The 22,295-nt window shown below is 45.1% G+C and carries 20 protein-coding genes and 3 tRNA genes; 20 read left to right on the plus strand and 3 right to left on the minus strand.

Annotated elements, in window-relative coordinates:
* The first annotated feature begins 336 nt into the window (after nt 1-336).
* From ASC40_RS00875 to ASC40_RS00915, 9 genes are all read left to right on the plus strand, one after another.
* Nucleotides 337-1,128, plus strand: coding sequence for an acyl-CoA thioesterase (locus tag ASC40_RS00875; RefSeq protein ID WP_055437906.1), 792 nt, complete (start codon nt 337-339; stop codon nt 1,126-1,128).
* Between the two features lie 141 nt (nt 1,129-1,269).
* Nucleotides 1,270-1,929: a LuxR C-terminal-related transcriptional regulator gene (locus ASC40_RS00880; protein WP_055437907.1), complete on the plus strand. Its 660-nt coding sequence runs from the start codon at nt 1,270-1,272 to the stop codon at nt 1,927-1,929.
* Nucleotides 1,922-3,787: an excinuclease ABC subunit UvrC gene (gene uvrC, locus ASC40_RS00885; protein ID WP_055437908.1), complete on the plus strand. Its 1,866-nt coding sequence runs from the start codon at nt 1,922-1,924 to the stop codon at nt 3,785-3,787. The genes ASC40_RS00880 and uvrC overlap by 8 nt, the downstream gene beginning before the upstream one ends.
* A gap of 15 nt (nt 3,788-3,802) precedes the next feature.
* Nucleotides 3,803-4,351: a CDP-diacylglycerol--glycerol-3-phosphate 3-phosphatidyltransferase gene (gene pgsA / locus ASC40_RS00890; RefSeq protein ID WP_211256848.1), complete on the plus strand. Its 549-nt coding sequence runs from the start codon at nt 3,803-3,805 to the stop codon at nt 4,349-4,351.
* Nucleotides 4,352-4,430: 79 nt separating this feature from the next.
* Nucleotides 4,431-4,505 (plus strand) — tRNA-Gly (locus ASC40_RS00895).
* Nucleotides 4,506-4,513: 8 nt separating this feature from the next.
* Nucleotides 4,514-4,587 (plus strand) — tRNA-Cys (locus ASC40_RS00900).
* Nucleotides 4,588-4,620: 33 nt separating this feature from the next.
* Nucleotides 4,621-4,707, plus strand: a tRNA-Leu gene (locus ASC40_RS00905).
* A gap of 441 nt (nt 4,708-5,148) precedes the next feature.
* On the plus strand, nt 5,149-5,745 hold the full coding sequence (locus ASC40_RS00910) for a CBS domain-containing protein (RefSeq protein ID WP_055437910.1): 597 nt from the start codon (nt 5,149-5,151) through the stop codon (nt 5,743-5,745).
* Nucleotides 5,746-5,850: 105 nt separating this feature from the next.
* Nucleotides 5,851-7,350, plus strand: coding sequence for an FMN-binding glutamate synthase family protein (locus tag ASC40_RS00915; RefSeq protein WP_055437911.1), 1,500 nt, complete (start codon nt 5,851-5,853; stop codon nt 7,348-7,350).
* Here ASC40_RS00915 and ASC40_RS00920 read toward each other — a convergent pair.
* On the minus strand, nt 7,313-8,230 hold the full coding sequence (locus tag ASC40_RS00920) for a LysR family transcriptional regulator (protein WP_055437912.1): 918 nt from the start codon (nt 8,228-8,230) through the stop codon (nt 7,313-7,315). The genes ASC40_RS00915 and ASC40_RS00920 overlap by 38 nt on opposite strands.
* A gap of 64 nt (nt 8,231-8,294) precedes the next feature.
* Between ASC40_RS00920 and ASC40_RS00925 the strand changes: the two genes are divergently transcribed.
* From ASC40_RS00925 to ASC40_RS00935, 3 genes are all read left to right on the plus strand, one after another.
* Complete coding sequence (locus ASC40_RS00925) at nt 8,295-8,969, plus strand: LysE family translocator (RefSeq protein WP_055437913.1); 675 nt, start codon at nt 8,295-8,297, stop codon at nt 8,967-8,969.
* A gap of 64 nt (nt 8,970-9,033) precedes the next feature.
* Entirely contained in the window at nt 9,034-9,927 is an 894-nt protein-coding gene (locus ASC40_RS00930; RefSeq protein WP_055437914.1) for a 6-carboxytetrahydropterin synthase, read from the plus strand.
* On the plus strand, nt 9,920-10,804 hold the full coding sequence (locus ASC40_RS00935; RefSeq protein ID WP_082432420.1) for a M23 family metallopeptidase: 885 nt from the start codon (nt 9,920-9,922) through the stop codon (nt 10,802-10,804). Before ASC40_RS00930 ends, ASC40_RS00935 begins: the two co-directional genes overlap by 8 nt.
* Here ASC40_RS00935 and ASC40_RS00940 read toward each other — a convergent pair.
* Nucleotides 10,749-12,530, minus strand: a complete 1,782-nt coding sequence (locus ASC40_RS00940) for a M61 family metallopeptidase (RefSeq protein WP_055437915.1) — start codon at nt 12,528-12,530, stop codon at nt 10,749-10,751. The genes ASC40_RS00935 and ASC40_RS00940 overlap by 56 nt on opposite strands.
* Nucleotides 12,531-12,692: 162 nt before the next feature.
* Here ASC40_RS00940 and ASC40_RS00945 point away from each other — a divergent pair, with 162 nt between their 5' ends.
* The 3 genes from ASC40_RS00945 to ASC40_RS00955 are packed head-to-tail and all read left to right on the plus strand — an operon-like array spanning nt 12,693 to nt 15,520.
* Nucleotides 12,693-13,790, plus strand: a complete 1,098-nt coding sequence (locus ASC40_RS00945; protein ID WP_055437916.1) for a sensor histidine kinase — start codon at nt 12,693-12,695, stop codon at nt 13,788-13,790.
* A gap of 4 nt (nt 13,791-13,794) precedes the next feature.
* Nucleotides 13,795-14,622, plus strand: coding sequence for a LytR/AlgR family response regulator transcription factor (locus ASC40_RS00950; protein WP_055437917.1), 828 nt, complete (start codon nt 13,795-13,797; stop codon nt 14,620-14,622).
* 28 nt (nt 14,623-14,650) lie between these two features.
* Nucleotides 14,651-15,520 (plus strand): DUF6279 family lipoprotein, encoded by an 870-nt coding sequence (locus ASC40_RS00955; RefSeq protein WP_055437918.1) that lies wholly within the window; start codon nt 14,651-14,653, stop codon nt 15,518-15,520.
* A 36-nt stretch (nt 15,521-15,556) separates the two neighbouring features.
* Here ASC40_RS00955 and pyk read toward each other — a convergent pair whose 3' ends face one another.
* Nucleotides 15,557-16,993 (minus strand): pyruvate kinase, encoded by a 1,437-nt coding sequence (gene pyk / locus ASC40_RS00960; RefSeq protein ID WP_055437919.1) that lies wholly within the window; start codon nt 16,991-16,993, stop codon nt 15,557-15,559.
* A gap of 145 nt (nt 16,994-17,138) precedes the next feature.
* Here pyk and ASC40_RS00965 point away from each other — a divergent pair, with 145 nt between their 5' ends.
* The 5 genes from ASC40_RS00965 (at nt 17,139) to ASC40_RS00985 (ending at nt 22,288) form a co-directional block, all read left to right on the plus strand.
* The gene (locus ASC40_RS00965; protein WP_055437920.1) at nt 17,139-18,584 is read left to right on the plus strand and encodes a glyceraldehyde-3-phosphate dehydrogenase; all 1,446 of its coding nucleotides are present in this window, start codon (nt 17,139-17,141) and stop codon (nt 18,582-18,584) included.
* A 78-nt stretch (nt 18,585-18,662) separates the two neighbouring features.
* A complete protein-coding gene (locus ASC40_RS00970; protein ID WP_055437921.1) occupies nt 18,663-19,793 on the plus strand; it encodes a M14 family metallopeptidase in 1,131 nt (376 codons plus the stop codon).
* 59 nt (nt 19,794-19,852) lie between these two features.
* Complete coding sequence (locus ASC40_RS00975; protein WP_055437922.1) at nt 19,853-21,538, plus strand: alanine/glycine:cation symporter family protein; 1,686 nt, start codon at nt 19,853-19,855, stop codon at nt 21,536-21,538.
* Nucleotides 21,539-21,661: 123 nt separating this feature from the next.
* Nucleotides 21,662-21,991 (plus strand): zinc ribbon domain-containing protein, encoded by a 330-nt coding sequence (locus ASC40_RS00980; protein WP_055437923.1) that lies wholly within the window; start codon nt 21,662-21,664, stop codon nt 21,989-21,991.
* A complete protein-coding gene (locus ASC40_RS00985) occupies nt 21,992-22,288 on the plus strand; it encodes a YeaC family protein (protein WP_055437924.1) in 297 nt (98 codons plus the stop codon).
* The last annotated feature ends 7 nt before the right edge of the window (nt 22,289-22,295 follow it).

Here is a 22,295-nt window from a genome sequence, read left to right on the forward strand (position 1 = left end):
CAAAAGCCCGCTCACTAGAGCGGGCTTTTCTCGTTCTGCGCTAGTGCGAATGAAGATATCAGCTATTGGATATTAGATATCAGCAAAAGAATAAATACCCGACACTTCGCACCCAATAGGAAATATCGCTTTCGATCTTCTGATATCCGATATCTAATAGCTAATATCGCTCTCGATCTTCTAATATCCAATATCTAACGGCTAATATCGTTTTCGCAGTTCTAAATCTTGGCTACTCATCAGACCAGTGCTATGGTATCCCATAATCTATAAAAAACGATCTTCTGATATCTGATATCCAATAGCTAATATCGCTTTCGATTTTTTGAGGGGCTTATGTTGTTTTCTGAGATTCTTGCACAAATCACACCTGCTGCTGAACAAACGATTTCTTTACCTGAAGGCTGGGGACAAGGGCGCGCGCTATTCGGCGGCCTTACCGCAGCTATTGCCTGGCAACATATTCACTATGGTGCCTCAGAAGAGCAGGCGCTGCGTTCATTTACAGTATCTTTTGTCGCACCGGTGCAACCTGGTGAAGCGACCTTGCGTAGGCGAATATTACGCGAAGGCAAAAACGTGACTCAAATAGCCGCAGAAATTATTCAAGGCGATAATGTGGTGCTTTCTGCGCTGGCCAGTTACGGTTGTACACGAGAGTCTGCGGTCACCGTAACGGATACACCGGTGGCCCATGTACCACCTAGAGAGCAGGGGTTGCCGTTTCCGAAAATTGCCCTTATGCCTGAGTTTACCCATCACTTTGATTATGCGGTTACAGTGGGTGGCTTACCTTTTACTGGCAATAAGTCACGTGAATTTGGCGGTTGGATGCGGTTTTGCACCGAAAGTAACCCAATGACTATTGGCTATTTACTTGGCTTAGTGGACGCCTGGCCGCCAGCGCTACTTCCTCACTTGAGCCAACCCGCGCCCGCCAGTTCATTAACTTGGACCATTGAATTCCCTGAACCGCTGAATACTCAACGACAAAGCAATGATTGGTGGCAGTATGTTGCGCACATCGATTATGCAGCGCATGGCTATGGTCATACCCATGCACACATTTGGGATGAGGCTGGTGAATTGGTAGCCATTAGCCGACAAACTGTGACGGTGTTTGGATAAAATGCATTCAGCTTGTAAGATATTTCTGTATCTTGCTGTAAATACTTAAGAAATTTGTTGAAAAAAGCTCATGGATGAGTCATACCTTAACTCACTTGATAACTCCTTTATCAAGAATAACCTCACAAGGAACGTGTCGTCATGACCGACTTTATTATAGCTATTCCGGGCGACTTGTTGCGTTCAGGTATGTACACAACATTAAGCTCTAGCAGTAAAAAGTATCGCGTGGTTGCAAGTGTTTCGACATTTAATGAATTGCGTGACGAGGTGAAAAACCACCCGTTCGCAACCGTTATTTTGTCGAGTCGACTTGCAGGTGATGGAACTATTGAAAGTTGGCGGAGACTACACCGCAGGTTTAATGATCTTCAGATCATTTTATGGGCTGAAAATTTTCAAGATGTATTAGATTTTCAGTGTAATACGCACACGGTAGACGCATTTTTGTTGTCCAATGCAAGTTACGCGGAGTTTGAAACCGCTTGCATGAATGTCAGTAAAGGGCAGATGTATGTGGCCAGTGCTGTTGCAGAGTATTTAGCAAAAAACCCTCGAACTCATGATTACAGACGTATGATGAAATCATTGAGTGAGCGCGAGCTGCAAGTTACCCAAATGCTGGGGCGCGGTATTCGTGTGGTGGATATTGCTAAACACTTAAACATTAGTAGTAAAACCGTAAATACCTTTCGGTATCGAATTTTTCAAAAACTGGGGGTACTTGGAGATGTTGAATTAACGCATCTTGCGATACAATCAGGGCTTGTTGAAATTGAAATACCGCAGGGATATGACTGATACGGGATTTAACGCAAAAGAGTTTTTAAAACACCTGACGCATCAGCCTGGCGTATACCGCATGTATGATGCTGACGGTGTTGTTATCTATGTAGGCAAAGCAAAAGATCTAAAAAAGCGTGTAAGTAGCTATTTTCGCAGCAACATAGATGTTCCTAAAACTCAAACCCTCGTCAAACAAATAGCGCAGATGGACGTAACGGTCACCAATACCGAAGCTGAAGCGCTTATTCTTGAAAATAACTTTATAAAAAAATACCGGCCGCGCTATAACGTTTTATTGCGTGACGACAAGTCATACCCGTTTATTTTTGTCAGCGGTCATCAACATCCTCGATTGGCTTTTCATCGGGGGACGCGACGCGAAAAAGGCGATTATTTTGGCCCATTCCCAAGTGGGGTGGCCGTGCGAGAAAGCCTACGCTTGTTACAAAAAATATTTCCGGTTCGACAATGCGAAGATGCCTATTATCGAGCACGTAGCCGACCTTGTTTGCAGTACCAGCTAAAACGCTGCCTCGCGCCATGTGTAGAAGGTTATTGCACCGATGCGGAATATCAAGAACAAGTGGAGTTAGCCAAGGCTTTTTTACAGGGCAAAAATCAGCAGGTTATTGATCAATTAGTGACGCGTATGGAACAAGCCAGCACGGCGTTGGACTTTGAGCGTGCTGCACGCTTTCGTGACCAAATAGCTGCCATGCGTAAAGTGCAGGAACGCAATGCCGTCACTGGTAATCAGCAAGAACTGGATGTCATCGGTTTTGCGCGGCGCGGCGGTATTGCCGCAGTGCATATGCTATTTATTCGTGAAGGAGCCATTCAAGGTAGCCGCAGCTATTTTCCGAAAGTACCCGCAAATACCGAAGACAGCGAAGTTTTATTGGCATTTATGCTGCAATTTTATTTGAACGATAAAGTAGGGCGCTCGCTACCGCGTGAAATTATATTGCCCGAATCCAATGCCGCGCAGCTACTTGACCCTGAACACGATTTGCAAGTACTTGAGCAAGCGTTAGCGCAAAAGGTACGAATGACTCACAACGTACGCGGTGAACGAAAGCAATATCAAACGCTGGCCCAAAAAAATGCACTGAATGCATTAGAAAGCAAACTGAACCAAGAGAACACCATGCTGTTGCGCTTGAGCGAGCTGGAACAAGTGCTCGACCTAGAAAAACCCGTACAGCGTATGGAATGCTTTGATATTAGTCACACCATGGGGCAAGAAACTGTGGCCTCATGTGTGGTGTTTGACCGCCAAGGGCCGAAAAAGTCAGATTATCGCCGGTTTAATATTAAGGGCATTACTCCGGGCGATGATTATGCTGCTATGGCACAAGCACTGCAACGCAGGTTTGACGCTGCTTTATTAAGCGCCGAAGGAAAAGCCGCCATACCCGATATCTTGTTTATTGACGGGGGTAAGGGCCAATTGGCGCAAGCCGAGGCCTACTTCAATGACTGGGGCGATGAGCAAGGCGTTCGTGCGCCACTACTTATAGGCGTAGCAAAAGGCGAGTCGCGTAAGCCAGGCTTAGAAACTCTCATTTTAGCCGGTAGTCATCAAACGGTTCCGTTGGCCGCCGACGCCGCAGCCTTGCACTTGGTGCAACATATTCGTGATGAGTCGCACCGCTTTGCCATTACCGGGCACCGGCAACGTCGCGCAAAAGTGCGTCGTTCATCGCGTTTGGAAGATATTCCAGGCATTGGGGCGAAGCGGCGGCAAAAATTATTGCAAAATCTCGGTGGATTACAGGAGGTAAAACAAGCTAGTATTGACCAACTTACCGCCGTACCAGGAATTAGTCGTGAACTTGCCGAAACTATTTATCACGCATTTCGCGACGAATAGAGGAAAATAAACCTGATGTGGAATGTGCCAAACATTTTAACGATCTTTCGAATTGCGTTAATTCCGGTTTTTCTAATCATTTATTATCAGCCGTGGCCGGATGCGAACTTTTGGGCCGCATTTGTTTATTTAATTGCTGGCATTACAGACGCTTTAGACGGTTGGGTTGCACGGAAATTTAATCAATTTACCAAGTTCGGGGCGTTTTTAGACCCAGTGGCCGATAAAGTAATGGTTGCGGCATCATTGGTCGTCATTGTTGAAGATTACGCAAGCTGGTGGATTAGTATTCCAGCGCTAGTAATAATTAGTCGCGAATTGGTTATTTCAGCCTTGCGGGAATGGATGGCGCAAATTGGCCGACAAGAACAAGTGAAGGTGTCTAACATTGGTAAATACAAAACAATTGCACAAATGGTAGCCATTGGCGGATTAATTTGGGAAGCGAATACATTTATTGTCGTCACAGCAACAATAATATTGTATATTGCCTTTGTTCTAACTGTTTGGTCGATGGTTGAATATTTGCGCGCTGCTTGGTCAGATTTAAGCCAAGTGGATTAAAAATAGCCAAACAAACGCTTTCAGTTAAAAAAGTCGTTGACCTTGCCGAAATAGACAGTAGAATGCGCAAGCACTGGACGCGGGAATAGCTCAGTGGTAGAGCACAACCTTGCCAAGGTTGGGGTCGCGAGTTCGAATCTCGTTTCCCGCTCCAAACTCAATGGCGGGTTGGCAGAATGGCTATGCAGCGGATTGCAAATCCGTGGATCTCGGTTCGACTCCGGGACCCGCCTCCATTGAGTTGAATATCTGAGCCTTGTTATAGAAGTGCCCGGGTGGTGAAATTGGTAGACACAAGGGATTTAAAATCCCTCGCTGGTAACAGCGTGCCGGTTCAAGTCCGGCCCCGGGCACCACTTCCTCGAAATATCTTAAGTTTATTTTCAAACAGCACTTGTTTTAGTGCGCATGCAACCTTACGTTATATCTTATTCACAGCGAATACAGACTAATTAACGCTATGGCGGCAGCCCGTTTCGGATTATTCTTAGTTCTTTTAGCCTTGCTATGGTGGATGCCATACGCCGAGGCTAATACTGCTGATGGATATCAGCTTGAACAATCGGTGGTCGACGCGGCATTCGCCGCAGAACGATCGCTCTCGATTGATGAACCTGATCAAGTTACGGGACCTTCTCTTTCTAATCGCTTCACTTTATTTACCAATTACTCTGTACCAGAACAACAGTGCTGTCGGTGCATTCTATTTAATACACAGCAGCAAGCGCGTGCACCACCACAAAGACTTTGCATTTAATCGTTTAAAGCTTAAATACAAAACAACTTTGAGGTGAGTTATGTCCGAATTCCATGCATTGCGTTGGTCTAAACCAACGTACGAGTCTTTTTTACCCATAAAGCCGAATCAGCCCGCTGCTGTGCGTGTTGATTGGTATCAGCCAGCATCATTAGTGGTTGACTATTTACAGCAAGACGGTGTATTGCGTGTCAATAAAGCAACTTTATTAGCAGAGGTTGAGTCGTTGATGCATGTCAGTGATAAACGATATGCAGTTGTTATTGATGATCACCAGCAGGTTGTAGGCTTGCTTCAAGCACGCGAGTTACATGGCCGCCACACCGGAGCTGTGAGTCAGCTACTGCAATTAGGTTGGCATGAGTTGAACGTCGGCTACATTATGCAAGCTGCAGATAGACAACCCGTTATCACTGAACAGCAACTTGCGCACGCGCGAATCGGTGATATCGCTGCGACTATGCAAGCAGCTGGCCGAGACTTTATTTGGATTAGTAAAGGGGCTGCCATAACCGGGGTTATTAGTGCACTTAATATTATCGCTTGTACCGGTGAATCGGTTCGCCTATATCCAAAAGCTGATACCTTTGCTGAGGTTTTTCGAGCACTCAAACACCCTCAAATAATCGATGATTAAATTTGCAAACTCCACGAAAACCCTCGCACTTGTCGAGGGTTTTTTATATGTTGTAGGTACACTTAAGCACACATAGGTTTCTCTTCACCGCAAAAGGAACAAGTCATGGAAGTGAATGGTTGGATGACAACATTATTGACGATTGCTCAATGGCTCGTGGCATTATTTATTTTGGTGCTGATTATTGGTGTTATTGCCATTGGCGTTATGTATGTGGTGGATAAACACCAGACCCGACATACCATACGTCGAAATTTTCCAGTTATTGGGCGTTTTCGATATTTGTTTGAGCATCTGGGCGAATTTTTTCGACAATATTTTTATGCTATGGACCGTGAAGAGATGCCATTTAATAGGGCGCAACGAAGCTGGGTGTATAGGGCGGCCAAAAACGCCGATCGCACCTTAGCGTTTGGCTCAACACGCGATTTAACCAAAAATGGCACTATTATTTTTGCGAATAGTGCATACCCTCATCAAGAAGAAGAAAAAACTCAACCCGAACCTGTGACTATCGGCCCGCACTGTGAACAGCCGTATTCTCCTACTAGCTATTTTCATATTTCTGGCATGAGCTATGGCGCACTTTCTCCGGTAGCCGTAACAGCGCTGTCAAAGGGCGCCAAAAAGGCGAACTGTTGGTTGAATACAGGTGAGGGCGGGTTAAGCCCGTACCATCTTGCTGGTGGCTGCGATGTGGTTTTCCAAATAGGCACAGCGAAGTATGGCGTGCGCACGCACTCGGGTGAGCTGCACGAGGGCAAGTTACGTGACATTGCCTGTAAGCGTGAAGTAAAGATGTTCGAGATTAAACTGAGTCAAGGCGCCAAACCCGGCAAAGGCGGAATATTACCAGGTATTAAAGTAAACCAAGAAATTGCAGAAATTCGAGGTATTCCGGAGGGTGAAGACTCGATATCACCGAATCGGCACCCTGAAATAAGTAATAACGATGAATTACTTGATTTTATTGAGCGCGTGCGCCGAATCACTGGCAAGCCCACTGGTATTAAGTTTGTAATGGGTGAGCCGAATTGGATAGATGAATTAGTTTCGGCAATAAACGCACGAGGACACGAAAGCGCACCTGATTTTATAACCCTCGACAGTGCCGATGGTGGCACCGGTTCAGCACCCCAGCCATTAATGGACTATGTCGGTTTAAAATTATCGGAAAGCTTGCCAATTCTGGTCGATAAACTTTCCGCGGCCGGCCTAAAAGAGCGTGTTCGCGTTATTGCTTCAGGCAAAATGATCACCCCAGCAGACGTTGCTTGGGCGATAGCCATTGGTGCCGATTTTGTCGTTTCTGCACGTGGCTTCATGTTCTCATTGGGTTGTATTCAGGCCATGCAATGTAATAAAAACACCTGTCCGACCGGAATTACAACACATAATAAAGACTTACAGCGCGGCTTAGACCCAGCCGACAAAAGTATTCGCGTGGCTAACTATCATAAGTTCTTAGAATATGGCGTGAATATTATTGCGCACTCATGTGGTGTTTCAGACCCTCGCCAGTTAAATCGTCGCCACGCGCGCGTAGTTACGCATACGGGTGATAGTATTAGTTTGGCTGAGCGTTACCCGCCAAAGAACTCGTAAGGCGCGCATCAAGCCACTTTTGAAAAGCAACGAGCGCTAATGGTTGACGCGTTCGTTGTTTGTAACTTGCTACCATGGGCTCGGGTAGGCTTACTTGATACTCGGTATGCTTCACATAACCTTGCAATTGTGGATGCATAAGAAACAACTGATCGATTAACGTGAGATGATCGGTTCCATGAGTTAAGTCAAGCGCGATATTGCAGCTGCTTACGTGACGCAAGGTTAATTGACGGGCTAAATGGGCCTGTGCCTTTTTGAACTGACGCCAATAAGGTGCTTGGGTGTCAACCCACCACAACCGAGAAGCTAATGCTTTCTCACTGCTAGTTTGTGCCACCGGAATATAAGTGGGGGTGTACAATACCGAGCTATGCAAGGCTTTATCGCGCACAGCTCCGTAATGAATGGCTAAGTCAATTTCTTCATGAGTCAACTGATGACATAGTGCCGCTTGCCCGTGGCTATGCGGAAATAATTCAACTGTTTGAAATTGCACTTGTATATGAGGGTAGAGCGCATAAAATTCTGCTAGCCTACGGCTTAGCCACCAACGCAGAAAACTCTCTGGTACCGCTATTCGCAACGTTGTCAATTCACTGTCGCCAACTGACCGAGCGCGATCAACAACACGGTCAAGTTCACGAAATATTCTAAAGAGATCAGGAGCTAGCACTTCACCAGCCGCACTTAGAGCATGCACGCGGTTGTCGCGTTGAAACAATCGTGTACCTAATTGTTCTTCAAGTGCTTGTATTTGTCGCGTAATATTCGACTGTGAAACGCCAAGTTGTTGTGCCGCTTGCTTAAACGAGTCGGCGTGAGCTGCAACAGCAAATACACGCAATGCATTAAGAGAGGGGTTTTTATCTTGTGCCATGGGCTTCATCTCGTTGTTATTTATTAATTTAGACACCGCGATAGTTAACTAAAAGTAAATCAGAATGGAAAATTTATCAATTTATTTGGGTGAGTTTTTAACAATAGCCACGCTTCACTTCCTTGCGGTAGCAAGCCCTGGCCCTGACTTCGCTGTAACCACGCGTTACAGTATTAGTTATGGTCGTTCTGTTGGGCGTTGGGTGGCGCTAGGAATTGGCACTGGCATTTTCCTTCATGTCGCATATTCGGTGCTGGGCGTCGCTTTGGTAATTCATCGCTATCAATGGGTTTACGGTAGCCTACTGCTGCTTGGTGCCGGTTATTTAGGGTGGCTAGGGTGGCAGGCCATTCAAGCCAAACCCAATACAATGCCAGTAAATCAAACCCAGGCGACAGGTTTAGCAAAAGCGCCGCAGTTACCAGCGAGCAAGGCTTTTCGCATCGGTTTTCTTACTAATGGTTTGAACGTAAAAGCGACGTTATTCTTCCTGGCGTTGTTTAGCACGGTCATTGCGCCAAGCACTCCAACAATGGTTAAAGTGGGTTATGGAGTTTACATGGCTGTTGCTACAGCCGCATGGTTTCTGTTGCTAGCAACACTGATAACTTGGCCACCATTTTTAAATCGCTTAGTCGCAATTAGTCATTGGATTGATCGAGCCATGGGCGTTGCGCTTATAGGTTTATCATTGAAACTCATTTATGACTGGTTAGTGTTAATCAAAATTATCCTCTAGCTCACGGCGGTGGTATACTTGTGGTTAATTTTATTGCTTATTATTTATTTTTTCAGAGAAGCCAATGCAGTTATTTGTAAACGATTTAACCGTTATCGATTTTTCTTATCTTTGCCCTGAGCGGGGCATGGTTGGCGAAAGTTGGATCGTTGATATTATTTTAGACGGCTCGTTAAACGAACAGTCCATGGTGCTTGACTTTGGTCGAGTTAAAAAGCAAATCAAGCGCATCATTGACGACGCTGTCGACCATAAGCTTGCAGTACCCGCCGAACACCCATATACCTGCGTGACTCATCACGACGATGGCAACAGTTATTGGGTTGATTTTCTGCGCCCCAAGCAGTGTTCAATTCATTTGTTTTGTCCAGCTGATGCGTTTGCCTTTATTGATGCCCAACAGGTGACTATGCAAAGTGTTACCGACTACTTGCGAGCCGTAATAAAGCGTGAACTGCCGGAAAATGTTCAAGGGTTATCGTTACAGTTGCGCGCTGAAGAAATTCCTGGGGCGTTCTATCACTACACACATGGTTTGAAGAAGCATGATGGCAACTGTCAACGTATTGCTCACGGTCATCGTTCACGGCTATATGTCGCGTTAAACGGTGAACGCAACACCACTTTGGAGCTGCAATGGGCGCAAACTTGGCAGGATATTTATTTGGGTTCAGAAGAAGACCTTGTTGCCATAGAGCAACTGCAACTTTCGCCGGTATTTGCGCAGAGAAACCTTTCTGTGACCACGCAAACCCACAAAGCCTATAGTTATACGGCCGACCAAGGGCTATTTGAAATATTAGTGCCAGCGGCTGAAAATTATACGATTCCAACCGATTCTACCGTTGAATGTATTGCTAATTATTTAGCGCAAACCATTAAGCAAGCGCACCCGACAGATGCTGTGCAGGTAACTGGGTTTGAGGGTGTCGGCAAAGGAGCGATTGGTTATGCTTAGCCGAATTCTGCGCATGAGTGGGGTTATAGCTATGGCCTTATCGAGCTTCATGGTTGTCTCTGCTCCCACAAATACTGAGAAAGCTCCCAATATAACGCTCAATGGTGCACATGTTTCTGGTGGTTTGATTATTGGCGAAGTTAAAGGTGCGGTTGCTGTTGAACTTAATGGTAACGCATTACCCATAACTGATTCAGGCCACGTTGTATTTGGTTTTGGCCGTGATGTAAGTGGGCCGCAATCATTAGTCTTAACTGATATTACTGGTCAAAGGTTCACGCGGGTTATTGATATTAAGCCGCGCAATTATAAAATTGACCGGGTTGATGGCGTACCGCAAAAAACTGTGACGCCAGATCCTGAACAGCAGGCGCGAGCTCGAAAAGAGGCAGCCAAGGTTTGGAAGGCACGAAACAACGCAATTAGTGAACGCGTTGATTTTTTAGCGCCAATAAAAATGCCGGCATCAGGTCGAATTAGTGGCGTGTACGGTAGCCAACGTATTTTTAATGGTACACCACGCAACCCTCATTTTGGCTTAGACATTGCAGCGCCCACTGGTACTCCCGTGTTAGCCCCTTGGTCTGGTAGGGTAGTTCTCGCCGAAGACGACCTGTTTTATTCCGGTGGTACATTAATTATTGAGCACGGTTATGGCGTGACCAGCACCTATATTCATTTGCATAAATTGCACGTTCAGGTCGGTGACGAATTACAGCAAGGCGATCGTATTGCAGAAATAGGAGCGACAGGGCGTGTAACTGGGCCTCATCTCGATTGGCGCATTAATTGGCGTCATGAGCGTCTTGACCCAGCTTTAGCTATTGAGTTTTTTTCGGAAGCCGCAACCAACCCTGTGCCAGCTGCGGATCGCTAATGGTTAAAATGTGATTGTTTAATTTAGGCTGTTGCCAAGTTAACGACAGGGTCATCAATTCATCGCGTCGGAACGCGTGTAGGGTTACCGTGTCACCTGGACTATAGCGCTCAAACAATTCTCTTACGTTGGCATCTGTAACCTGCAAATGATCAATTGCAATAATACGATCATTTGCACTCAAACCCGCCAACTGTGCGGCTTCATCGGCGTAAACCACTTGTAATTCTAAACCTTGTGAACTGCCTTTGTACTTAGCGCCCAATGCAACGGGTTGTTTGATTGGGGCCACCTTACCACCAAAACTATTATCGTCGCTGGACGCATCTCGCTTAATTGTTACCCCAAACTGTTGTAATAACTCGCCAATAGGGAGTGGGGCGGTGGTGTAAAGTGCTTGATGTAAAAAGGGCGCTAAATCAATTTGATAGGTTTCTCGCGCAAATTGAATCACGGTATCATCGTCAGTGCCTTCAAGGGTTTTTCCGTAGCGCATCCATAAATCATGCATTAAAGTTGCTAAAGTAACTTGGTGTGTCGAACGCGTGCGCAAGGTTAAATCCAAACATAACGCAATAAGGGCACCTTTTGCATAGTAACTTACAATCGTATTTGGCGAATTCTCGTCTTGTTTGTAGAACTTTGTCCAGGCGTGAAAACTAGACTCGGTTACTGTTTGTCTATCGGTACCTACACCTCGTTGCACACGGGCCAAGGTTTCACCAACTAACGCTAGGTAGGTATTCGCATCAATTAAACCGGTTTGATGCAATACATAGTCATCAAAATAGGATGTAACGCCTTCGTAAAACCACAATTGCTCGGTGTAGTGTTCTTGATCTAATCGATAAGGAATAAAGGTTTTTGGCTTGAGCGTTTTGATATTCCAACTGTGGAAGTATTCATGACTGCATAAGCTTAAAAATGTGCGGTAATCATTATCAATGACGCTCTTACCGGGCAGAATGAGGTCTTTGCGGCTACAGACTAACGCCGTTGAGTTGCGGTGCTCAAGCCCGCCAAAGCCTTTACCGACTACCATGGTTAGAAATAAGTATTCGGTAAATGGTGGTTGCTGCCCAAACATTTCTATTTGATGCTCGCAAATAGCGGCTAAATCACTGCAAATTCTGTCTGCATCACCAAAATGTCTTCCCGCAAACACCAAGGCGTGCTTAACACCGCCAGCAATAAATTCGTGAATGTCTAAGTTGCCCATTAATACCGGATAGTCAATAAGAGCTTCGTAGTTGTCAGCGACAAACTCACCAGGGCCAAAGTGTTTGCCTTGTAGGCGCTTCATACCTGTTGCCACGTGCCATTGCTGATGGTTTGCTATGCTTACACGGCATGTTTCTTGTGCGTATTGCTGTACCTGTAAACATAAGCTTGAGTGGTTAAAAAAGCCCCAAAACTGATCTAAATAGGCGCTGCGAACGCTCAGGTCAAAAGCATAAACTTCGTAGCTGACATACAACATTCCACGGCGCGGTGGAACCAACGACCAAGTTTGTTTGTCTTGGTGATGTATTGATATAGGGGCGTTGTCCATTTCGGCGCGCAATGCCGTGATGTTTTTTGCAAAATCACGAATCATATAGCTGCCTGGTATCCACGCGGGCAAGCTAAGTGTTAACTGTTGCTCTGCTTGAGTGACTGGTATTTCTATGGTGATTGCGAACACATGAGCGTTCGCGTCATGCACACAAATTCGGTAATGCAACATATACGTCCCCGTAAATAGAACAATAGCGTTTGTTAAATAGCTTAGCATGAGTTCAGCGCGCTATATAGCGCTTGCATTGCGATGAAGCGTGTTATTTAGGGCGCACTTATCGGTATAATAACTCATAATATTTCTATTGTTATGAGAGGCTATTTGCCGTTTATGCAGAAAATTTGGCGCGAAAAGTTGCTTTCACATTGGCAAGGTCTGCTTGAGGACCGCAACCGTTTTTTCTGGGTACTTCAGGTAGCCGGCTGGAGCGGTTATGCCCTCGTGCATTATATCGGTTCATTGATGCACGAAATGCGTGACATTTATGCACTTATTTTGCTTCTTGGCGCATACGCAGGCTTCTTATTAACAGTGCCGTTACGTTATTTGTATCGTCGTATTTGGGATGCTAGCCCCTGGTTGTTAATTGTCGTCGTGTTAGCGGCTAGTTATGTTGCAGCTGCTTTATGGGCGGTCGTTGATAATGCGACGTACTGGGAAATTTATAAATTTGGCTTTAGCCCAGATAGCCATTGGTTCTATTTTAAAAATACGATTGCGAAATTTTATATTTTGCTAAGTTGGAGCGGTTTGTATTTCGGCATTAAGTATTATCAGATGCTTCAAGACGAAAAACAAAAAGCGCTAATGGCAACATCAATGGCGCACCAAGCGCAATTAAAAATGCTGCGTTATCAGCTTAATCCTCATTTTTTGTTTAACACATTAAATGCAATTTCCACGTTAATCTTGGTAAAAGAGAACGAGTTAGCCAATCGCATGATGTCTAAACTTAGTTTGTTTTTGCGTTTTAGTTTGGATAACGAGCCGATTAAAAAAATTCCCCTAGAACGCGAGCTTGAGGCGCTATCATTGTATTTAGATATTGAAAAAGTACGATTTGATGAACGTTTAAAGGTCACGTTTGACGTTGCTGATGAGGTAAAACAGTCTTTAGTACCAAGCCTGTTCCTACAGCCGTTAATAGAAAATTCCATTAAATATGCCATTGCAAAAGTCGAAGAGGGGGGAGAAATTATTATTTCGGCTCGCCGCTTCAGTGAAGACTTGCTGATAAGTATTAGCGACAATGGCCCCGGCTGTTCAAAGCCGCTTGATTCGCTATCGTCACAAGGTGGTGTTGGTTTGGCAAACACCCGCGAACGATTACAAGCCTTGTATGGAAAGAACTACTCATTTACATTAACAGATAACGAGCCGCGTGGATTACGCATTGAAATTCGCATTCCGTTAGAGCAGGTTGAATAAATATATGAGCCAGAAAATTCGAACCTTAGTTGTCGATGACGAGTCACTTGCTCGACGCGGTTTAGTCGTTCGCCTACAAGAATTCGAACAAATAGAAGTGTTACAAGAGTGCCAAAGCGCACGTCAGGCGCTTGAGTTGATCGGTAGCGAAAAACCAGACTTGGTGTTTCTTGATATTCAAATGCCTGGCATGAATGGCTTTGAATTGCTGCGCGAAGTGCAATCACACGGTTATAAAATGCCGTTGGTTGTGTTCGTGACTGCGTATGACCAATACGCTATTAAAGCATTTGAAGTACGCGCCATTGACTACCTATTGAAGCCTGTCGATAACGAACGCTTAGGTCAAAGCATTCAACGCATCGAAAAAAGTTTAGCCGCACGTGAACAGAAAATTCAACAGCAGCGTATATTAAATCTGTTAGCAGATGCCACCGGTGAAGACTGTGAAGCTATACTAAAACGTTTAGCCAGTGGTGATACTGTTGGCGTTGCTCGCTACCCTGAGCATATTGCAATAAAAGAAAGCGGCGAAATTACTCGCGTTGCTATTAACTCAATTGAATGGGTAGATGCAGCTGGCGACTACATGTGTATTCATGCGAGCAATGAAACGCATATTTTGCGGCGCACAATGAAAGAGCTTGAAGAAGAGCTCAATCCACAGCGTTTTCAACGTATACACCGCTCTGCTATTGTGAATATGGAGCATGTTGAAAAACTCTGTAGCCGTCAAAATGGTGAATATCATTTGATTTTACGCAATGGCAAAGAATTAAAAGTCAGCCGTAGTTACAAAGATCGCATCAAAAAACTTATTCTAAATTCATAGCTCGAATGAATGATGGGGAATGAAGGTTATGCGCTATGCCAGGTTACTACTCGTTGCCGGTGTTGTACTGTTATCAGCTGCTTGCTCAACGCAGATAGGTTATCGTTTTGCAGACACATTTGTTGAGTGGGAACTAAACGAATTTGTTGACCTTAATGATGCTCAACAACAACAAGTTGACCTTGCAATTACTGAGCTACATCACTGGCACGCAACCAACGAACTTCCTTTTTATGCGCAGCAGCTACAAATATTGCGCGATAAAATTGCAACTCAAAGCCTAACCGAGGCAGACATCGCTGAAACATACAACATTGCTTTTACCGCTTGGCAGCGAATGCTAACTGGTATAGAACCTTATGCATTAACCTTGCTACCTAATTTGACCGAAGCCCAGGTTGCCCAAATAGAAGCTGAGTTAGCCAAGCGATTAGCTGAAGAACGTGAGGAACTAGCAGAGGCGAAAACCTCTGAGGAGCGTCAAGCGCAGCTACGAAAACGCGCACGAAAAAATGCCCAAAGCTGGTTGCGCCGTGCGACACCGGTGCAAGAACGATTGTTGAATCAATGGAGTGACGAGCGTTTACCAACGCGCGAGCTGTGGCTTGATTATACGGCGCAGTGGCACAGTCGCTTTGTTCAAGCGCTCAACGAACGACGAAATTTAAAGCAGTTTCCGACCCTGTTGAATCAACTATTTTTCAATTCAGATATGCTTTATTCAAAAGAACTGGCTGAACGTGTTGAGCATAACCGCGAGTTAACCATGGCGCTTATGTATAATCTTTATCAATCGTTAAACAATAAGCAACGTCAGCGAGTGGTCGCGAAATTAGATGAGTATATTGAAGATTTTAACGAGCTCGCCATGTTATTCGAAGAACGCGGACTTGGTTAATGCAAATCCGCGTCATTTAGCTTGATAAACTGCCTATTATTTTACTTCGATAATTTTGCAAGTGTTGGTTGAACCAACAGTTTCCATCACATCGCCATGAGTAAGAATAACTAGGTCGCCAGGAACCACATGCCCCCGCAGTTTAATCTCCTCAATAGCATCGAACACCAATTGATGTGGCTCGCTTTTCGTTGAGTCAAAGGCAATAGGGTACACACCGCGATAAAGAGCACAACGTGCACGACTCTCGCCATGACGCGATAATGAGAAAATTGGCAGAATAGTATTAATACGCGACATTAACTTTGCTGTAGAACCCGATTCAGTGAGCGCAATAATTGCTTTAACACCTGCTAGGTGCGTTGCGGCGTACATTGCAGTAATAGCAGTTGCTTCTTGAATGGAGGTGAATGTTTCATCAAGATCATGTTTATCAATAGTCACGCTTGGGTGAGTTTCAGCACCCAGACAAATTTCAGCCATGGCTTTCACCGTAGCTATAGGGTGTTTACCGGCCGCTGTTTCGGCTGACAGCATAACTGCATCGGTACCATCAAGAACTGCGTTGGCGACGTCCATTACTTCAGCCCGAGTTGGCATCGGGCTTTCAATCATAGATTCCATCATTTGTGTCGCCGTAATAACTACTTTGTTGCATTGACGGGCGCGTTCAATAATACGTTTTTGCTTACCAACGAGTTGTGCATCACCAATTTCTACACCTAAGTCACCACGCGCTACCATGACCGCGTCGGAGGCTCGAATAATATCGTCAAGTGCTGCATCGGTAGCAACGGCTTCGGCGCGCTCAATTTTTGCACATAGCGAGCCGCGACCACCAGCTGCGCGCAATAAACGGCGAGCCTCATGAATATCGGTGCCACTGCGCGGAAAGCTTACTGCTAAATAGTCGACGCCAATTTCTGCCGCAGTGACGATATCTTGATAATCTTTTTCTGTAAGTGCAGCAGCTGACAGCCCGCCACCTAGGCGGTTGATTCCTTTATTATTCGATAGTCTACCGCCCACAGTTACTGTCGTAGTGACTTGCGAACCTGAAACGTCTTCTACTTTTAAGCGTACCCGACCATCGTCGAGCAATAAAATATCGCCTTCGCTGACATCCTGCGGTAGCTCTTTGTAATCAATGCCAACACGCTGTTGGTTGCCCGCATTTTTATCTAATTCAGCATCAAGTACAAAAACATCGCCAACATCTAACATAATTGAGCCACTTTCAAACTTAGCGATGCGAATTTTTGGACCTTGTAAGTCGCCGAGTATGGCAACATGTATACCTAAACGAGAAGCAATGTCGCGCACATTGGCAGCTCGCTGTTTGTGATCATCAGCAGTGCCGTGGGAAAAGTTTAATCGCACCACATTAGCACCGGCTTGAATTAGTGCCTCAAGCACTTTCGGATCATCAGTAGCTGGGCCAAGTGTGGTAACAATTTTTGTGCGCCGTAACATGATTTTACTCCTCAGTTTTGTGTGTCCAAATTATACCATGCAGTCAGCACAGTTACAGTCAATCTAGCGCTTGGCGACGTAATTAAGTACAATAGCCGCCAATTTTCATGCAACCGTTAAATTTACGTAACATAAAGGTAACCTCATGAGTGATCAGCAACAGGATATAACCTTAGCGAGTTGGCAGGAGCGCCAAGAATATGCCGAGATGATGCAGCCAATCATTGGTCGTCTGTATCGCAACTATGGTGTAGAAATTTTGGTTTACGGACGCTCTCTGTTGAATGTCGATACCATTAATATCATCAAGGCACACCGCCTGATTCGTCGCCATGAAGGTGTAAAATTACGCTTGCGCGAAAGCTTCCCATTTATTGAAGCACTGAGCAAAATGAAACTAGCGCCGGCGCGCGTTGACCTTGGTAAATTAGCCTTTAATTACTTGCACAAAGACGCAGGCAAGGGCGATAGCATTGAAGCCTACTTGCAGCGCGAATTAGTTGATATCGTCGACAAAGCCGATGAAATTGCTCCACAAGATATCGTTCTTTATGGTTTTGGGCGTATTGGCCGCTTATTGGCGCGCTTGCTTATTGAGCGTAATGGTAGCAACAACAAAATGCGTTTACGCGCCATAGTTGTCCGTGGCGGGCGTGATGGCGACCTTGAAAAGCGTGCCAGCTTATTGCGTCGTGACTCAATTCATGGGCCGTTCAATGGTTCTATTACTATTGACCATGAAAACTCAGCAATTAAAGCCAACGGTACCAGTATTAAAGTTATTTACTCCGATGGCCCAGACCAAGTTGATTACACGCAATACGGTATTAACGATGCTATCGTTATTGACAACACCGGTATATGGAAAGACGAAGCCGGCTTAGGTTTGCACCTGAAATCGAAAGGTGTGAAAAAAGTACTATTAACGGCACCGTCAAAAGGCGACATCAAGAATATCGTTTACGGTGTAAACCACACGGATATTTTGCCGGAAGACTTAATTGTGAGTGCAGCTAGTTGTACTACCAATGCAATTACTCCGGTATTGAAAGTAATTAATGATGAATACGGTATTCGCAATGGTCACGTGGAAACCGTGCATTCATACACTAACGATCAAAACTTAATCGATAACTACCACAAAGCGGAGCGTCGTGGCCGTTCAGCGCCATTAAACATGGTACTGACCTCAACAGGCGCAGCAAAAGCGGTAGCGAAAGCATTACCTGAGCTAGCCGGCAAACTAACGGGTAACGCAATTCGTGTTCCGACGCCGAACGTTTCTATGGCAATTATGAACTTGAACTTGAACAAAGCGACGAGCAAAGAAGGCTTAAACGACTTTTTGAAAGATCGTGCTTTGCACTCTGAGTTACAAGCGCAAATCGACTTCACAGCGTCAACTGAAATTGTTTCAACTGACTTAGTTGGTTCACGTTATGCCGGCGTTGTTGATTCACAAGCAACCATTGTTGATGAAGACCGCGCTGTACTTTATGTTTGGTATGACAACGAGTTTGGTTATAGCTGCCAGGTTATTCGAGTTGCCGAACAAATGGCTGGTCAGCAGTTATTGAACCTGCCAAAGTAATTCTGAATAAACAAAGCGCCTAATTAGGCGCTTTTGTTTTTCCCGTATTTTATAAAGATATAACAACAAGGAGCTTTCATGTTTATTACTGCCCAATTTGACAGCGGTAACATTGAGGTCATTGAAGCAAATACACCTGACAATATTCAATTAGCTATTCGCAAAGACAATCAATCAGAGTTTTACCAGTGGTTTCATTTCAAACTATATGGCGAACCAGGCGTTGAACATGTTATGCACATTAACAACGCTGGCCAATCAGCATACCCAGACGGCTGGAAAGAGTATTCTGCACTGGCTTCGTACGACCGTGAGAACTGGTTCCGTGTACCCACTGAATTCAATGGTAAAGAACTGATTATTCGTCATTCTCCTGATCAAGAAAGCGTATATTACGCATATTTCACACCTTACTCGTATGAGCGTCATCAAGACTTAGTTCAATGGGCACAGCAGTCTATTGAATGCCAACACGTACTGTTGGGGCCTACTTTAGATGGTCGAGACATGAACTTACTAGTGATTGGTGAAGCGGATGACCAGAAAAATAAAATTTGGATTACTGCGCGTCAACATCCAGGCGAGTCAATGGCGGAGTGGTTTATTGAAGGCTTGCTCAGCCGGTTACTAGACGATGAAGACGGAACCGCACGCAAACTTTTGGAAAACAATGTATTTTATGTAGTTCCAAATATGAACCCAGATGGTAGCGTACGCGGCCACTTACGGACCAACGCGGTTGGTGTGAACTTAAACCGCGAATGGGCCGAACCTAGCGTGGAAAAAAGTCCTGAAGTTTATTATGTGCTACAAGCTATGCAAGAAACTGGCGTCGACTTTTATCTTGATGTGCATGGCGATGAAGCCTTGCCTTACAACTTCTTAGCGGGTTGCGAAGGCGTGCCGAGTTACACCGACGAAATGCATCAAGTAGGCGAGAAGTTTAAACAAATTCTTTTAGCGATTACACCAGAGTTCCAAGTTGAGCACGGCTATGAAGTTGATAAACCAGGTGAGGCCAATTTAACGGTAGCAAGCAACGCGGTAAGCGAGCGCTTTAACTGTTTAGCATTTACTTTAGAAATGCCATTTAAAGATAATGCAAACTTGCCGGATGTCGACTTTGGTTGGTCGGCAAACCGGAGTCAACAGTTCGGTGCAGACGTATTAAGCGCGATATACGGTATCGCAAATAGCTTGCGCAGTTAAGCTGCGCAAGCTAGGTTAAATGCGAACAACAACAATAATAATTCCACAAGGGGGACACCTTGGAAGCGATCAATAACTTTTTATTGCTGCTTGACAGCTACTTAGGCTCGGCAGCTTACTTCCCGTATATTCTTTTGGGGGTAGGTGTGTTTTTCACACTCTATCTTGGATTTCCGCAAATTCGATTTTTCAGTCATGCCTGGAAAGTAGTTACCGGAAAATTCACTAAAAAAGGCGCTCAGGGCGATACTAGTCATTTTCAAGCACTATCGACCGCGCTCTCCGGTACTGTCGGTACGGGTAATATTGGTGGTGTTGCGTTAGCGATATTCCTTGGTGGCCCGGCGGCACTATTTTGGATGTGGATTACCGCATTTTTAGGTATGACGACTAAGTTCGTTGAAGTTACCTTGTCGCATAAATATCGTGTGCAAACTGAAGACGGCACCATGGCAGGCGGCCCCATGTATTACATGGACCGCCGCTTAAACATGAAGTGGTTAGCGGTTATTTTTGCCATTGCGACCATTATTAGTTCGTTTGGTACGGGCAACATGCCGCAAATTAACAATATTGCGCAGAGCATGGAGATGAGCTTCGGTTTTGAACCGATGATTGTCGGTGGTGTGCTGTCTATTCTGTTAGCCTTAGTTATTATTGGCGGTATTACTCGCATTGCTGCGGTAACGTCCAAAATTGTGCCAATTATGGGTGTACTGTACGTGCTTGGTTCGTTAAGCGTTATTTTGTATAACCTTGATCAAATTGGGCCGTCGTTTGCAGCAATATTTACTGACGCCTTTACTGGTTCAGCCGCCACCGGTGGATTCTTAGGTGCAACCTTTGCGTATGCATTCAACCGCGGTGTTAACCGTGGCTTGTTCTCTAACGAAGCCGGGCAGGGCTCAGCACCAATCGCCCATGCTTCAGCGCGTGCAGACGAGCCTGTATCTGAAGGTATGGTGTCTATTCTTGAGCCGTTTATTGACACCATTATTATCTGTACATTAACGGGTTTGGTGATTTTGTCTTCTGGAGTTTGGTCACAAAAGCACGAGAATACCTTTTCACGTACTGACCTAGAAATTGTGGCTGGCAACTATTCTGACGCAAACGAAGCTGATCGTGAGGCGTTATATCATTACTTAAATGGTACTGAACAGAATACCATTGAGAAATTTACCGGCAGTATTACGGTACGTGACGGTAAAGCGGTGAGTAATGGTTACACGATGCTTCATGCACGTTCTGTTGCCGAAAATGTACGCTTTATTGTCGCCGGAGAAGACCCTTACACGGGTGTGCTGCGCATCGAAAGAGGGCAGCTTAAAAAAGAAGACATCGTAATTGTCGGTGACTCGCTACTGCACTCGGCTGCATTAACGGCCAAGGCATTTAGCATGGGCTTTTTGGGTCAACCTGGTGAGTACATTATTCCAATTAGTTTAATGTTATTTGCCTTCTCAACGGCAATTGCTTGGTCTTACTATGGTGACCGTGCCGTAGTTTACTTAGTTGGTCAGCGTGGCGTAATGCCATATCGAATTATTTATGTTGCCGGTTTCTTCGTGGCTTCATTCGCTGATACCACGTTAGTTTGGACCTTATCTTATGTCGCTATTGTTTTAATGACCTTACCTAACTTGTTAGGTATTATGTTGTTACGGCGTGAAATGAAAGATACGGTCAAAGCTTATTGGCAAGATTTTGACGCTGAACAAAAAGAAAAAAGCGCTAAAGATTAAGCTAATAGGTCATCGAACAAGCCCGCTTCGGCGGGTTTGTTTTTTATAAAACCCTTACACAGCTTGAATTTCCGGCCAGATCCCTTATATTGCCTATTCTACTGTGACGTAACCGAGGTTTACATGGCGCTTATTCAATGCCCTTCGTGCTCTAAGCGGGTGTCTGACAAAGCAACCAACTGCCCACATTGTGACTTTAAATTAACTGGTTTAACGCCTGAAGAGCGTGATCGCGAATGGCATCGTGTCATGATGGCCAAACGTGAAAAAGTTGTTGGTCAGTCTATGCTCGCCTTACTTATCGCGATTGCAGCGTTTACTTATTACTTTATACAGCAGCCGTTACCGGGTAGTTGGCAAGCTAACTCCGCTTATGGCTTGATGATAGTTGGTGTGGTTTGGTTTATTGTCAATCGCGTAAGATTAGTCATGATTAAAAGGGTGCCGCGATAAATGCAGTTTAATGATTTGGTATCATCAATTAGCCCGGAAACATTTGACCGACTCATTCAAGCGGTTGAATTAGGTAAATGGCCAGACGGAGCAAAGTTAACTGAGCAACAACGCGAACACTGCATTCAGTTGGTGATGGCGTATCAAGCCAAGTACCGTCCCTCTGAAGAAGCCTTTCGTATTGGTGCTGACGGTCAGTTAGTAACCCGCACGAAACGCGCCATGAAAGCTGACATTAAAGGCGAACAAACAATCGCAAGCTTTCCTTTAAACAACAGTAAAGAAGCGAGCTCGTAGCTGTTTA

Origin of the sequence: Pseudidiomarina woesei, from assembly GCF_001418345.1 — a bacterium.
In the GTDB taxonomy this organism is placed as follows: domain Bacteria; phylum Pseudomonadota; class Gammaproteobacteria; order Enterobacterales; family Alteromonadaceae; genus Pseudidiomarina; species Pseudidiomarina woesei.